9 protein-coding genes are annotated in these 13974 nt (G+C 70.1%); 5 read left to right on the forward strand and 4 right to left on the reverse strand.

All coding sequences use genetic code 11. The features are described from left to right. Positions 1-379: 379 nt before the first annotated feature. Together HNR20_RS04635 and HNR20_RS04640 are read left to right on the forward strand one after the other, a co-directional pair. The gene (locus HNR20_RS04635; RefSeq protein ID WP_184176761.1) at positions 380-2158 is read left to right on the forward strand and encodes a right-handed parallel beta-helix repeat-containing protein; all 1779 of its coding nucleotides are present in this window, start codon (positions 380-382) and stop codon (positions 2156-2158) included. Positions 2159-2463: 305 nt separating this feature from the next. Then, the gene (locus tag HNR20_RS04640) at positions 2464-4110 is read left to right on the forward strand and encodes a hypothetical protein (protein WP_184176763.1); all 1647 of its coding nucleotides are present in this window, start codon (positions 2464-2466) and stop codon (positions 4108-4110) included. Positions 4111-4216: 106 nt separating this feature from the next. Here the strand turns inward: HNR20_RS04640 and pulA are convergent, their stop codons facing one another. From pulA to HNR20_RS04660, 4 genes are all read right to left on the reverse strand, one after another. Then, positions 4217-9715 carry a pullulanase-type alpha-1,6-glucosidase gene (pulA, locus tag HNR20_RS04645; RefSeq protein WP_184176765.1) on the reverse strand — a complete coding sequence of 1833 codons (5499 nt, stop codon included), beginning with the start codon at positions 9713-9715 and terminating at the stop codon, positions 4217-4219. 121 nt (positions 9716-9836) lie between these two features. Beyond that, complete coding sequence (locus HNR20_RS04650; RefSeq protein ID WP_229687183.1) at positions 9837-10544, reverse strand: cellulose binding domain-containing protein; 708 nt, start codon at positions 10542-10544, stop codon at positions 9837-9839. A gap of 67 nt (positions 10545-10611) precedes the next feature. Continuing rightward, positions 10612-11292 (reverse strand): hypothetical protein, encoded by a 681-nt coding sequence (locus HNR20_RS04655; RefSeq protein ID WP_184176767.1) that lies wholly within the window; start codon positions 11290-11292, stop codon positions 10612-10614. Between the two features lie 141 nt (positions 11293-11433). Beyond that, positions 11434-12123 (reverse strand): hypothetical protein, encoded by a 690-nt coding sequence (locus HNR20_RS04660; protein WP_184176769.1) that lies wholly within the window; start codon positions 12121-12123, stop codon positions 11434-11436. Between the two features lie 19 nt (positions 12124-12142). Here HNR20_RS04660 and HNR20_RS04665 point away from each other — a divergent pair, with 19 nt between their 5' ends. From HNR20_RS04665 to HNR20_RS04670, 3 genes are all read left to right on the forward strand, one after another. Further along, positions 12143-12331, forward strand: a complete 189-nt coding sequence (locus HNR20_RS04665; protein WP_184189379.1) for a hypothetical protein — start codon at positions 12143-12145, stop codon at positions 12329-12331. 263 nt (positions 12332-12594) lie between these two features. Continuing rightward, positions 12595-12717: a hypothetical protein gene (locus tag HNR20_RS32150; protein ID WP_260321780.1), complete on the forward strand. Its 123-nt coding sequence runs from the start codon at positions 12595-12597 to the stop codon at positions 12715-12717. A 141-nt stretch (positions 12718-12858) separates the two neighbouring features. Continuing rightward, positions 12859-13974: an FUSC family protein gene (locus HNR20_RS04670; protein ID WP_184176771.1), complete on the forward strand. Its 1116-nt coding sequence runs from the start codon at positions 12859-12861 to the stop codon at positions 13972-13974.

Below are 13974 nucleotides of genomic sequence, written 5' to 3' on the forward strand. Positions count from 1 at the left end.
CCCCCATGTCGGCGAACTGGAGTGGATCATCTCGGCACGGTCGGGCAACGGCCGCGCCCCCAGCCCCACCTCGGTCAGCTGTCGCTCCACCGACCCCACCAGACGGCACTGCCGTCGGCCCCGCCCGAACCCCGGGTAGCGAGGCCCTCGCACACCCCATCCGTCGGTGTTTGTGCTGCTCACACCCCTTTCCGCCAGCCCGAACCGGTTGCGCTCCCTAAGCTGAGCTGAGCCGAATGCGTGGTTATCTCGGATACGTCCGCATCGCGAAGATGGTTCTCATACGGTGGGGATCAGAGGCTGCAACCCATTTGTAGCTGGTCGTGGCGCCTCGGGCGGTGCGGCCCCGTCTGGTAGCAGGAAAGGGCGGAAGGCTCTGATGTCCAACGACGTAACGAGTACCGACGGCGGGGCCTCGACAGCTCCGCCGACACGACGACGGCGGGCGCTCTGGGTCGCCGGCGTCGCCGGGCTGACCGGTGTGGTCGGCCTGGCTGCCCTGGGCGGTGTGATCGCCCGGGACGACAAACCCACTTCCAACCGGGCGTCGGACGCCCAGCCGTCGACCAATCGGCAGAACGTCAGCGACGCCGGTGGCGCGGACGACGGCGCCAAGAAGGACGACGGTACGGAAGGCGAGTGGAGCGGCGACGACTGGAGCGGCTTCGACGACCAGTCCGGCAAGGACGACAAGAACGACGAGAAGGACCGCACCAAGCAGGTCCCGTGCGACACCGACAAGCTGATCCAGGCGATCGTGTTCGCCAACGACAAGCACGGCGGTGTGCTGGAGCTGGCCAAGGGCTGCACCTACAACCTGACCCGCAACGACTACGAGGGCAACGGCCTGCCGGTGATCACCGAGCGGATCACGCTCAAGGGCGAGCACACCGCCATTGGTCGTGACGCCACGGCCGACTACTTCCGGATCCTCAACGTCGGCCCCGGCGGGCACCTCACCCTGAAGGGCCTGAGCATCAAGGGCGGCCAGACCCTTCGGCCGGCGATGACCGCTGACGCGGCGACGGTCTGGGCGCCGTACTCGGCGGTGGTCCGCTCGACCGCAGCCGGCGCGGCGGCCAAGCCGGACGTCACGGAAGCACCCGGGAGCAAGCCGGGCACGGCAACCGAACCGGGTCCGGCTGCAGCAGCCAAGCCCGCGGCGGAAGCCAAGCCCGCGGCAGCGGCGGAGGCCAAGGCTCCGGCGGCAGCGACCAAGGCCGCCACGACGGCGGCCAAGCCCGTGGTCGCGGCGGCGGCCGGGCCGGCGGTGGTGCCGCTGGTCGAGCAGCCCGGATTCACCGACGGTGCCGGGGTGCTGGTGCAGCCCGGTGGTCGCGCGGAGATCCTGGACAGCGAGCTGCTCTACAACCAGTCCGGCGGCAATGGCGGCGGGCTGGCCAACTTCGGCAGCGCCAAGCTCAGCAAGACGACAGTGGCGCACAACACCGCCTTCTTCTTCGGCGGCGGCATCTTCAATGCCGGAGTGCTCCAGATCGATGAGTCGAAGGTGAAGGACAACACCGGGATCATCGGCGGTGGCGGCATCTCCAACGGCGCTGCCGAGATCTTCACCGATGACGTCGACGGCGGCTCGGTCTGGGTCTACAAGAGCGAGATCACCGACAACGAGACGCTCGGCTTCGGCGGCGGCGTCCTGGATGTCGAGGGCACCACGACGTTGCACGAGACGAAGGTCAGCGGCAACACCGCGGTCCTCGCCGGTGGCGGCGTGGCGGTGGCCGACAGCCAACTCACTCTCAAGAACGCCACGGTGGCCAACAACAGCACTGCCGGCGTGGGTGGCGGCGTGGCGGTCGCCTTCGAGAGCACCGCGACGATCGAGAACAGCAAGATCAAGGACAACACCGCCGGGTTCTTCGGCGCGGGCCTCTTCAACGAGGACAGCGTCACCACGCTGCGCGACAGCGAGGTGGTGGGCAACCGGGCCGTCGGCCCGCTCGGCAGCGGCGGTGGCATCTACAACACGGACGGCGGCGAGATCGCCCTCTACCGGACGAAGGTGACGTACAACTTCGCCACTCTGCCGCCCGGTGGCATCTCCAACGGACTCTTCAGCTTCGTCAGACTGGACGACGAGTCTGTGGTGTCCGCCAACCGCCCCACCAACTGCCTGAACGTTCCCGGTTGCTTCTGACCGGAACGGGGTGGCTGATCCACATAGAGGGTGCGCCCCTCCGAGCCGGCGACGGCGCGGAGGGGCGCACCCGTTTTGGCAGGTCAAGAGGGGTCGACGGCCGGATTGGGCGGCGGTGGGCCTGCCGGGGTGTCCCGGCCCTTCCGGACAGGACATGAACCGAATGCGGGCTTCTTTCGGATAAGCCCGCGAGGCGAGGATCCTTCTCATACGGTGGTTTTGGGAGCTACAACCGATTTGTAGCAGGGGACGTCCGTCTGACGGCGGCGACCCTGTCTGGTACGAGGAGAGGGCAGAGAGCTCCGATGTCCAACTACCTAACGAACAACGAAGCCTCCGGGCGGGCGACGGCCAAGCGCCGCCGCAAGCTCTGGCTCGCCAGTGGCGTGGCCGGTTTGACGGGCGTGATCAGTCTCGCGGCGGTGGGCGTCGCGGGCAGCGCCGGAGCAGTCGGTCTGAACTGGAACACCGCGCAGGTCAGCAAGGACGGCGACCAGCGGGGTGACGAAGGACGCGACTGGGACAAGGACAAGGGCGAGGACCGAGACAAGGACAAGGACAAGGACCACGAGCGCGGGAAGGAGGTGCCCTGCGACACCGACAAGCTGATCCAGGCGATCGTGTTCGCCAACAACAAGCACGGCGGTGTGCTGGAGCTGGCCAAGGGCTGCACCTACAACCTGACCCGCAACGACTACGAGGGCAACGGCCTGCCGGTGATCACCGAGCGGATCACGCTCAAGGGCGAGCACACCACGATCGTCCGCGACGCCACGGCCGACTACTTCCGGATCCTCAACGTCGGCAGCGGCGGGCACCTCACGATCAAGGGCCTGACCATCAAGGGCGGCCAGACCCTCGAGCGGTACCTGCCCGTCGAGCCGGCTGCGGTCTGGGGGGCCTACTCGGACTCCGAGGCGCTCGCCGCGCAGGTCAAGGCAGGCGTCCCGCTGAACCAGGCGCTCACCGCGCGGCAGGCCAACCCGAAGGCGGCGCTCAAGGCCGCACCGAAGGCCGCGCTCAAGGCCGCGCCGGCCGCGCCGGGGGGCGTCGTCACGCCGCTCGTCGAGCAGCCGGAAGACACCGATGGCGCCGGTATCCTGGTCCAGCCGGGCGGCACCGCCGACATTCTGGAATCCGAGGTCGTCCTGAACCAGTCGGGCGGCAACGGCGGCGGCGTGGCCAACTTCGGAACCACGAAGATCTGGCACAGCACCGTAACCCGTAACACCGCCTTCTTCTTCGGCGGTGGTGTCTTCAACGCCGGCCTGCTCAAGGTCGAGGAGTCGAAGATCACCGACAACACCGCCGTCATCGGTGGTGGCGGTATCTCCAACGGCGCCGCGGAGATCTTCACCGACGACGTCGACGGCGGAACGGTCGAGCTCAAGAAGGCCGAGATCAACGACAACGAGACGCTGGGCTTCGGCGGTGGCTACCTCGACATCGAGGGCAACACCACCGCGTACGAGACCAAGTTCGTCTCGAACACCGCGGTTCTCGCCGGTGGCGGTATCGCGGCGGCCGACAGCCAGCTCAACCTGCACAAGTCCACGGTCGAGAAGAACAGCACCGCTGGCGTCGGTGGCGGTCTGGCTGTCGTCTTCGACAACGCCGTCACGATCGAGCACACGTCCATCAAGGACAACACCGCCGGCTTCTTCGGCGGCGGGCTCTTCAACGCCGGCAGCATCACCACGCTGCGCGACAGCGAGGTCGTCGGCAACCGGGCACTCGGCCCGATCGGAGTCGGTGGCGGCATCTTCAACATCTTCGGTCAGGTCAACCTGTCGAAGACGAAGGTCGCCCACAACTTCTCCACCTTCGAGCCGGGCGGTGTCTTCAGCTTCTTCGGAGACGTGAACGTGGACGACAAGTCCGCCATCACCGCGAACCGCCCGACCAACTGCCTGGCCATCCCGGGCGGCACCATCGAGAACTGCTTCGCCTGATCACCTCCGGGTGACGATGGCACAGCACCCTCGGGTGACGGCGGTGCAACAGCAGTGAACCGGGACCGGCCCCCTTCCGCACGACGCGGAAGGGGGCCGGTTCGTGTCACTGCTGGACGAAGACCGCCACGCTGCGCCCCGGGACGGTGAAGGTGCCCGCCCTCCGATCGAACGAGGCCGTACGCAGCACCGGGTCGGCCGAGTCGACCAGCACCGGGTGCAGTGCCACGTCCGCACCGCGCAGACCGGTCACGGTCTGCTTGGCCGCCTGCGGGGTGCCGTTGAAGACCACGGTCACCGACTTCCACGTCCCGCCCAGCCCACGGGCGTCCAGCGTCATGGTCAGCACGCCGGGCGTCTCCTGCGCCCCGGACAGCGGGAACGCCACCCGCTGCTGCACCTGCTCGGCGGTGGCCAGCCCGAACACCGGCGACGACGCCCGGATGCGCAGCAACTCGGCGTAGCGGGCGTCGGTGGTGTTGATCGCCGCGCAGTCCGGCACCAGCGCCGGGTCCGCCAGCAGCGGCTTCGCGTACGACCACTTGTCCTCGTTGTCCTGCGCGGGCGGCAGGCCGGCGCCGAACCCGTTGCCCTGTGCGCAGCCCCAGCGGATCTGGTTGAACCAGTCACCGGAGTTGAACGAGTTGCGGTCCAGCGACTTCGACCGCAGCCGTTCGGTGCCGGCGGTGACGAACCCGGTGCCCTGTCCCAGCACCACCGTGCCCAGCGCCAGCACCTGCATCCGGGAGCGGTCCGCCGCCGTGGTGGCCTGCGGCAGCTTGTACGCCAGCGCGTCGTACAGGATCTCGTTGTCGTGCGCGTCGGCGTAGGTGACGGCCTCCCCCGGCGCCGCGGTGTAGCCGGCCGGGGAGCCGTTGTAGTCCACCTGCGCGCCGGTGACCTGTTGTCCGGCGGTGTCGGTGAACCGGTACCCGCGCAGGTTGCCGGTCAGACCCACCTTGATCAGGTCGTGGGCGTGCAGCAGCCGGGCCTTCTGCTCGGCCGGTGACCCGTTGACCGCGTCACCGTTCGGGTCGGTGTAGAGCCCGGAGGCGAAACCCTGCGCCCGCGGGTTCGCGTCGAATGGTCCACCGCCGCGCACCGCGTCGCGCAGCCGGTCGTTGAACGTGCCGATGCCGGTGCCCGCCATGTTGGCCTGGGTGGCCTGGACGAACCGGGCGTCGTTGGCGACCTCGCCGAAGTTCCAGCCCTCGCCGTAGAGCAGGATCGCCTTGCCGTCCACGCCGTCGCGGGCGACGGTCAACGTGTCCAGTGCCCTGCGGACGGCCAGGATGTTCGCCTTCGGGTGGTGACCCATCAGGTCGAACCGGAAACCGTCCACCTTGTACTGTCGCGCCCAGGTGACCAGCGAGTCGACGACGAGCTTGCCCATCATGGCGTGCTCGGGCGCGGTGTTGGCGCAGCAGGTGGAGTTGGCCACCGTGCCGTCCTCCAGCAGCCGGTGGTAGTAGCCGGGCACCACCTGGTCGAGCACGGACTTCGCGTCGGCGCCGGCCGCGGACGTGTGGTTGTAGACCACGTCCATGACCACCCGCAGGCCCGCGTCGTTCGTTCCGGCGACCATCCGGCGGAACTCGGTGGTCCGCGCCGCACCGACCGGGTCGACGGCGTAGCCGCCCTCCGGCACGGTGTAGTGCAACGGGTCGTACCCCCAGTTGTAGCCGTCGGTTTCGGCGACCGCTGCCACGCACTTCTGCTGCTCGGCGGAGTCCGGCGGGAGCGCCGCCAGGTCGCAGGCCGGCTGACGCTGGTCGGCCCGCTTCTCCGGGATCGTCGCGAAATCGAACGCCGGCAGCAGGTGCAGGTGGGTGACACCGGCGTCGCCGAGCGCCTTCAGGTGGGTCATGCCCGCGGTCTTCGGGTCGGTGAAGGCGAGGAACGTCCCCCGCCGTTCGGCCGGCACGGTGTCGTCGGCGATGGAGAAGTCCCGTACCGACAACTCGCTGATCTGCGCCTTCGCCGGCGGCACCGGCGTCGGTTTGCGCAGCGTCCGCCAGCCCGCCGGGGCCAGTGCCGGGTCGTTCAGGTCGATCAGCTGGCTGTGCGTGGAGTCCGCCGCCAGGGCCACCGAGTACGGATCGGTCACCGACGCGGTGACCATCTTCTGCGTCGCCGGCTGCCACGCCTGCACCTGGTACCGGTAGTACTTCCCGACCCAGGTGGAGTTGCCGCGCGCCGACCAGACACCGGTGCGGTCGTCGCGGCGCATCGGCACCGTCCTGGGCGGGGCGGTGGGCGAGTCGAACAGTTGCAGCGTCACCGTCCGCGCGGTCGGCGCCCACAGCGCGACGCTCGGCGTCCGACCCGCGAACGTCGGCCCGAGGGTCGCGTCGGTGGCCCGGGAGTACACGTCGTCGAGCACGCCGGGGATCTGCACGCCGGTCGCGGCGAGCAGCGCCCCCGCGGCGTCGCGCTCGGTGACCAGCAGCTGCCCCCGCAGCGCCGCCGGGACCTTGGCAAGGTCCGCCCGGTCCAGGGTGAAGCTACGGTACGACCACAGGTGCGGAAACGCGGTGCGCTGGGCCTCGGTGAGCCCGTTGCGCTGCGCTCGCAGCGGCAACGAGGTGTACGTCCCGGTCAGCTCCCCGTCGACCACGCTGACCCCGCCGGTGGGGCCGGCGACCAGCGCGTACGTCTTGCCGTCGGTCGGCGGGGTCTGCCACGCCACGGTGGACCGGTCGATCCAGTGCGCCTTCTGTTTGCTGATGTCGGTGTCCCCGCTGGCGCTGGTCGCGGTCGACGGCAGCAAGCGGCCCGGCGTGGCGGCGAGCAACCACACCTCGCGTCCCGCGCTGGCGAAGTCGAGCCGCTGATCGTCGGGCAGGTCCTTGGTGTCGCCCTGGTGGATGATGTAGTTCAGCCCGGTGGCACCGGCCGCCAGCGGCACCCGGAACACCGCCCCGAACGCGTCGGTCGAGGTCGGCTTCAACGGGCTGGACCACTCGGTCGGGTTGGCCGCGCCGTCCCACAGGTGCAGACCCCAGCCGTCGTAGTTGCCGTCGGCCCGCTGGTAGTGGATCACGGCGGTGCCCTCCTGGACCGGCGGATCCGGTTCACCGGTGGCCGCCTGCCGGCTCGGGTAGATCGCCGGGTCGCCCTGCTTGAGCCAGATCTCCCCGGTGGACGTCACGTCGATGCTGCGGTCCTGCGCGACGTCCTTGGTGCCGTTCTTGTCGACCACGAGGAAGTTCAGAGACTTCGCGCCCGGCTTGAGCTTCACCCAGGCGAACCGGCCGTAGGGGTCCTCCCCGGCGAACGGCTGCCCCTTGGGAAACTCGGTGACGTACGCCGGGTCGATGTCACCCCAGGCGTACAACCCCCAGTCGTCGTACCCACCGGCGGGGCGCTGGTAGTGCACCACCGCCCACTCCCGGGACTCGCCCTGTGCCGGCGTACCCACGATGGCGGTGGACCGGGCCGTCGCGGTGCGGCCCCGGCCGTCGCGGACCACCGCCTTGTACTCGACCCGGGTGCCGCCGGCCAGACCGAGCAGGTCGTGCTGCACGGTGTACGGCGCGTGGTCGGCGCTGCCCAGCAACGTCCACCGGCCGCCCGCGACCCGGGCGGCGACGGTGACGGTGGCGAGGGGGTCACCGGTCACCTGGGCGGTGACCGCGGCCCGGGTGGCGACCGGCACGTTCGGGGCCGGGGCGGTGATGGTGATCCGCGGCGCGCCGGCCGGGCGTGCGATGGGGGTGCCGGCCCGGTGCACCACCGCCGACAGCGGCGGCACGGTCAGGGTCAGCTTCCCGTCGGCGCCCGCCTTCGCTTCGCCCGAGCCGCCGTAGATTCCGGTGAAGGTGGCGCCGGCCGACCAGGTGTCCACGGTGACAGTCTGCGCGGTGTCGGCGTTGTTCACCGCCACGACGTACTCGGTGCGGTCGGCGGGGGCGATCCGGGAGGCGGCGAAGACGCCCGGACCGTCGGCGGCATACCGGGTGACCTGCACGCCGTCGCGCAGCTCCGGGTGCGCCTGGCGCAGCCGGCCCAGCTCGGCGATGGTCCGGTACAGCGGGTGGCCGGTGTCGAACTGGTCGCTGGCGTGGGTGCGGTCGGTGCCGAGCAGGTCGTCGTCGAGGTAGTCGGCGACCTTCGACGCGAACATGTCCTGCCGGGCGTCCTTGTCCCCGCCCGGGCCGGTGAAGCCCTGCTCGTCGCCGCTGTAGACGACCGGCTGGCCACGCGTGAGGAACATCAGCTGGTGCGCGAGCTGATCGCGGCGTAGGTGGCTGCTCGGGTCGGTGCCACCGCCGGCGACGAACGAACCGATCCGGCCCATGTCGTGGTTGCCGAGGAAGGTGGTCAGCCGGCCCGCGTCGGTGTCCCGGGCGGAGTAGAGGTCGTCGCGGGCGTACACGTCGGCGAGCGCCTTCGCCGAGCCGGCGCCGGCGGTGTACCCGCGAGCGGCCTCCTGGAAGGCGAAGTCGAGGGTCGCCGGCAGGCCACCCTGCCGGACGTAGCTGGAGCTGATCTCCGGGTCGGCGCTGTACACCTCGCCGAACATGAAGAAGTCCTTCTTGCCGGCCTTCTCGGCGGCCCGCTCGATGCCCTGGCTGAACTGCGGCCAGAAGTCCATGTTGACGTGCTTCACGGTGTCCAACCGGAACCCGTCGACGCCGGTCGCGCCGATCCAGTCCCCGTACGCCTTGGTCAGCCCCTGAACCACCTCGGGGCGCTCGGTCCACAGGTCGTCGAGACCGAAGAAGTCGCCGTACTCGCTGTTCTCGCCGGCGAACGTCGTGTTGCCCCGGTTGTGGTACATGGTGGCGTCGTTCAGCCAGGCCGGAACCTTGACGGTGGCGTCCCCCGCCTCGGGGAACGTCGGCGTGTACGGGAACGACTCCTGGTCGACCCGCGGAAACGCACGGCTGCCGTCGGCGTAGTTGCGGTCCTCGAACGCCCGCCCCTGCTCGTCGGTGTACGGCGAGGTCGCCTTGTCCACGTACGCGTACGTGCCCTCGGCGTACTTGATGACGTCGGCGGTGTGGTTGACGATCACATCGAGGTAGATCTTGATGCCACGCCGGTGGGCGAGCGTGACCAGCCTCTTCATCTCCTCGTTGGTGCCGAAGTGCGGGTCGACCTGGGTGAAGTCGGTGATCCAGTAGCCGTGGTAGCCGGCCGAGATGTCGGCACCGGCACCCTGCACCGGCCGGTTCTTGAAGATCGGGGCGAGCCAGATGGCCGTGGTGCCCATGCCCTGGATGTAGTCCAGCTTGTCGATGACGCCCTTGAGGTCGCCGCCGTGATAGAAGCCCTTGTCGGTGGGGTCGAGCCCGGTTCGCAGACGGTCACCGGTGAGGCCGCCCCGGTCGTTGCGGGGGTCACCGTTGGCGAACCGGTCCGGCAGGACGAAGTAGAACTGCTCGGCCCCGGCGGAGTTGCCGCCGGCCTTCAGCAGCGCCTCGGCGGTGGGTTCGTCGCGCCACTGTGCGGCGCCGCCGACGGCGAGGGGGGCACTGTCGGACGGCCGGGGAGCCGCGGCTGCGGCGGGCTGCGCGGCGACCGGAGTGCCGACGAGCGTGAGGGTGAGCAGGGAGACGAGGGTCAGCAGGGCGGTGCGCGGTATCGGCGGGGGTTTCATCGACGCCTTCCTCTGGTCGCTGATTGGCCGCACGCTAACCCTTGCCGAAAAATTCTGCAATACCTTGCAAACACGGTCGCAACAAAGCAGCAACCTTGCAGAAGCGCCGTGTTCGTCGAGGTCAGAACCCGCTGCAGCGCAGCCCGTCGACCGTGCACGCCCGCGGGGTGCTGGAAGTCCGCTCCAGGTGGAACCGCAACGACACCGAACCACCAGGCCGCACGTCCACTCCACTGACGTACGTGAAGCTGCTGCCGGCATGTCGGACCGTCCCCTGTGGTACGCCCTCCACCCAGGTGGTCACCAACCGCCCCCCGGAGAACTCCAGCGCAACCGTCCAACCACGGCTCTCGGCAGAGGTGTTGACCATCGACACCTCGCCGATGAAACCCCCGTCGAAGCTCTGCACCACCCGGTACCGCCCACTCATCGCCGGCCGCCCCTGCGGGGCCCGGCTCGGCGACCGCGTCACCGTCGGCCCACCCGTCGGGACGACAGACGGACTCCCCGACGGTGACCGCGACCCGGCCACGGCACTCGGTGGCAGCCCGCTCGCACGCCCGGACAGGCCCGGCAGCACCGGGGCCGGCGACGACGCCGGAGCCGACACCGACGTGGGCGCGCTCGGCGCAACGACCGCCGACGGGAGCGGCAACGCCGGCGGCACCGGCGCGCCGTCCGGCGCAGGACTACGCCCCCGGTACGCGCCCAGGGCCACGAAGAGCAGGACCACCATCACGACGACACCAGCGCCCACCACGATCCAGGGCGACGACACGATCGCAGCCGGACCGTGCGGCAGTCGCGGGGCACGACGCATGCCGGACATGAACCTCCCTCAGCGGACCGTCCGGGCAGCCTAACGATCGGCGGCCGAGGCCGGAAGCGCCGACAGCTCAGCCGAGCCGACAGTCGACCCCGTTGATCGTGCACCGAAGCGGCCGCTCCGCCGAGTCACCCCAGCCGAGACGCAGCCGCAGCGTCCGAGAGGCACCCGGGTCCAGCGAACGGGTACCACGCAACACGAACTCGCCGTTCCCACGCCCCCGCACCGAGATTCCCGAGTCGTCGCTGACCCGCAGAGCCCGCATGTCGTCGTCGAACGCCAACTCCACCGACCAGTCCACCGACCGACTCGACTCGTTCTCGATGGACAGCACCGCCGCGTCACCGTCCCAGCCGTTCGTCCCGACCTGGTACCGGGCCTTGACCGTGTCAGCCGCCGGCACCAGCGGCACCGCCGGGGCGCTCGTCCGCCCCGGAGTCGGCGAACTGCTCACGGTGACACGCGGCGACGGTGTCCGACTGCTGCGTGACGGCCGCGGCGACACCGAGCGCCGCTCCGCGCCGACCGGAGTCGGCCCACCGGTGGCCGACGCGGCGGCCGGCACAGTCGGCAGGAACACCGGAGGCGCCGCCTGCGGCACGGCGTCCCGCTCCCTGCCCCGGAACGACACCAGCGCGATCACCAGGAGCACCGCCAGCGCACCCACACCAAGCAGCACCACGACCCACGGCGCCGATGCCAACACCCGAGCCGCCCGCGACCCTGCCGCACCGTCCGGCCGCACCGCCATCAGGTCTCCCCTCGTCCCCACCGACGCGACAGCGTAGCCAGGACCGCGCCGACCGGAAACCGGGCGGGTACGGATCGGGCCAACCGGCCGACGCCCCCCGGAAAACGGCTCGACCCCGCGGACAACCCGGTCGGTCAAACCTCAGCGCTGCGGCACCCGCACCTCGATCTCCGAACCCAGCCGGGCGCCGGCGGCCAGACCCAGGTCGTCCCCGCTCCAGAACCGTCCCGGGTCATACCAGTTCGGACGCCGGCCCGCCGGCAACAACCCCATCTCCTCATAGGTCACCGCCACCACCTCAGCGCAGTACGCCGTCTCCAGCGCCCGGTCCCGCTCCCCCGCTCGTCCGGCCGGGCCGGCGGGGGTGGCCGGGGTTGGCCGAGGTGCCGGCCGGCCGGGGCGCGGCAGCGCCGGCACCCGACCACGCACCCAACGCCACGCCAGCTGGGCCGTCGACGGGAACGGCGTGCCGTCCAACCGCGCGATCGTGCGCAGCACCGCCCGCTCCATCTCCCCGTCGGCCGGCGGGTCGAGCTGCCGCAGCCAGGCCCGCTGGCCGTACCGGTTGGCCCAGACGCAGACCGCGTCCCGCAGGTCGTGCAGCTGGACGCCGCGCTGGTGGGTGCCCGACCACAGATCCGGCAACGACCTGCCCAGCTCCGCGTGCCACATCAACGGCGGCATGTCGTCCAGCACCACCGCCATCCCGACGTGGTTGACCGGGCTGTTGGTGGTGAACTGGATCGCCCGGTCCGGCACGCTGCGACCCCGGAACACCCACACGTCGCCGGTGCGGGTCAACTCGACGGCCTCATCCAGGCTGATGCTCATGAGGGTCTAGCCTAGGCCGATGCGGCAACGAATGCGGTGGTGGAAGGTCCTCGGGCTGGCCGGCCTCGCCGGCGTCGCGGCCTCCGGCGTGGTCATCGCGCGAGCCGAACGGCGTCGGCGCGCGTACACCCCGGAGGAGATCCGGCAGCGACTACTGGAACGGCACGCCCAGGCCGGCGACACCGCCAAGCCGGGCGACTCGACTTGACCGACCGTCTCCTGTAGATCGCCAATGGAAAGTCGGTCAGGTCGATGATCGATACGATGGGGGCATGACGACGCCCGTCGCGCAGCGGCGCTTCGTCCTGTCCACCCCGGCCGCTCCGGTCAAACGACACGGCAACGTCGACCCGCACCTGCCCACCCACACCGGTCCGGCGCCCGCCATCGTGGTGGTGCACGGCAGGACATCCACCGGTCCTGGCTGGCGTCGACGCGTTCCTCCCCGCGGCGACCGCCCAGGGTTGGCCGATGCTGGTGATCGAGGTGCCGGACGGGCAGCACCCCTTCGATAATCTCAGCACAGCCCGCAATCCGAGACGGCCCGTCCTGGCCGCCCGCGACGCCGTCCAGGACCTGCTCAACGCCGGCTGACCCCACCCCGCCGGCCGGATACCCCCCCCCGGGATGCCCAGGCTCCCGTCGGTGGCGCACCAGATTGGGGATCTCCCACACCCGACGTTCGCCGTCGTACGACGATCGTCAGAGAGCCGATCGGTGGTGGGGGGGTGAGACGTGCGCAGCAGACGTCGGGGTGCCCGACCGGCGAAGAGTGCGCTGCGCGAGGGCCGGGAGGCCTATGAACGGCTTCGCACCTACCTCATCCTCGCGGTGCAGGCGGGTGTGGCCGCCGGGTTGGCCTGGTTCGTTGCGAGCGACGTACTGCACAATCCGCAGCCGCTGTTCGCACCCGCCGCCGCGGTCGGCACGATCGCGGCGGCCATCGGTAATCGAGCCCGTCGAACTCTGGAACTTCTCGCCGGGGTGATCCTGGGGGTGCTGGTCGGAAACGGGCTCATACGGTTCATCGGGGCGGGACCGATACAGACCGGCGTGGTCGTGGCACTGGCCATTTCGGCGGCCGCCGTATTTCGAGGCACCGGAGCTGTCATGGTGCAGGCGGGAAGCACCGCCGTCCTGCTCGGAACGGTGTCTCCGGAACGGCCGGACCTGGCCGTTCCGCGCACAGCGAATGCGTTGGTCGGTGTCCTGGTGGCCATCGTGGTGGCCTTGCTGATTCTGCCGCTCAATCCGGTACGGATCGTCCACCGCGCCGCTGGTCCGACAGTCGATGCCATCGCCCGGGAAATGACCGCTACCGCCAATGCGATGGTTCACCGCGACGTGCGGCAGGCCGAGGATGCCCTGCAGCGGCTGCGTGCGGCAGAGGCGGAACGACGTAACACCACCGACGTGGTCGCCGCAGCATGCGAAGTCGCGCTTCTCTCTCCGTGGCGGAGACGACGGCTGGGCATCATGCGTCGGTACGCGCGGGCGGCCGAGCACCTGGAACTCGCCTACACCAGCAGCCGCGAAATGTTGCAATGGGCGGTGTCGGCACTACAGGCCCGGGAGACGCTGCCGGCCGGCCTCTCCACAGCGATCGAGCACTTCGGCCAGGCGTTCAGGCTTCTGCATCGTGACTTCCTGGCCGGACGGGAGCCGGATCGCGCGCGGGAGCGAGCGCTACAGGTGATCACTGATATCAACGAGGCATGCGCTGAGGGTGTCGGGTCCTCCGGGGCTGTCGTCGTCTCGCAACTGCGCGTTGTCGTCAGTCAGCTGCTCCAGGTCTCCGGACTCCCCCAGACGGAGGCGAATCAGCAGGCCGGTTTGAACCCCGACGTGTGA

The organism is Micromonospora parathelypteridis (genome assembly GCF_014201145.1).
Taxonomy (GTDB): domain Bacteria; phylum Actinomycetota; class Actinomycetes; order Mycobacteriales; family Micromonosporaceae; genus Micromonospora; species Micromonospora parathelypteridis.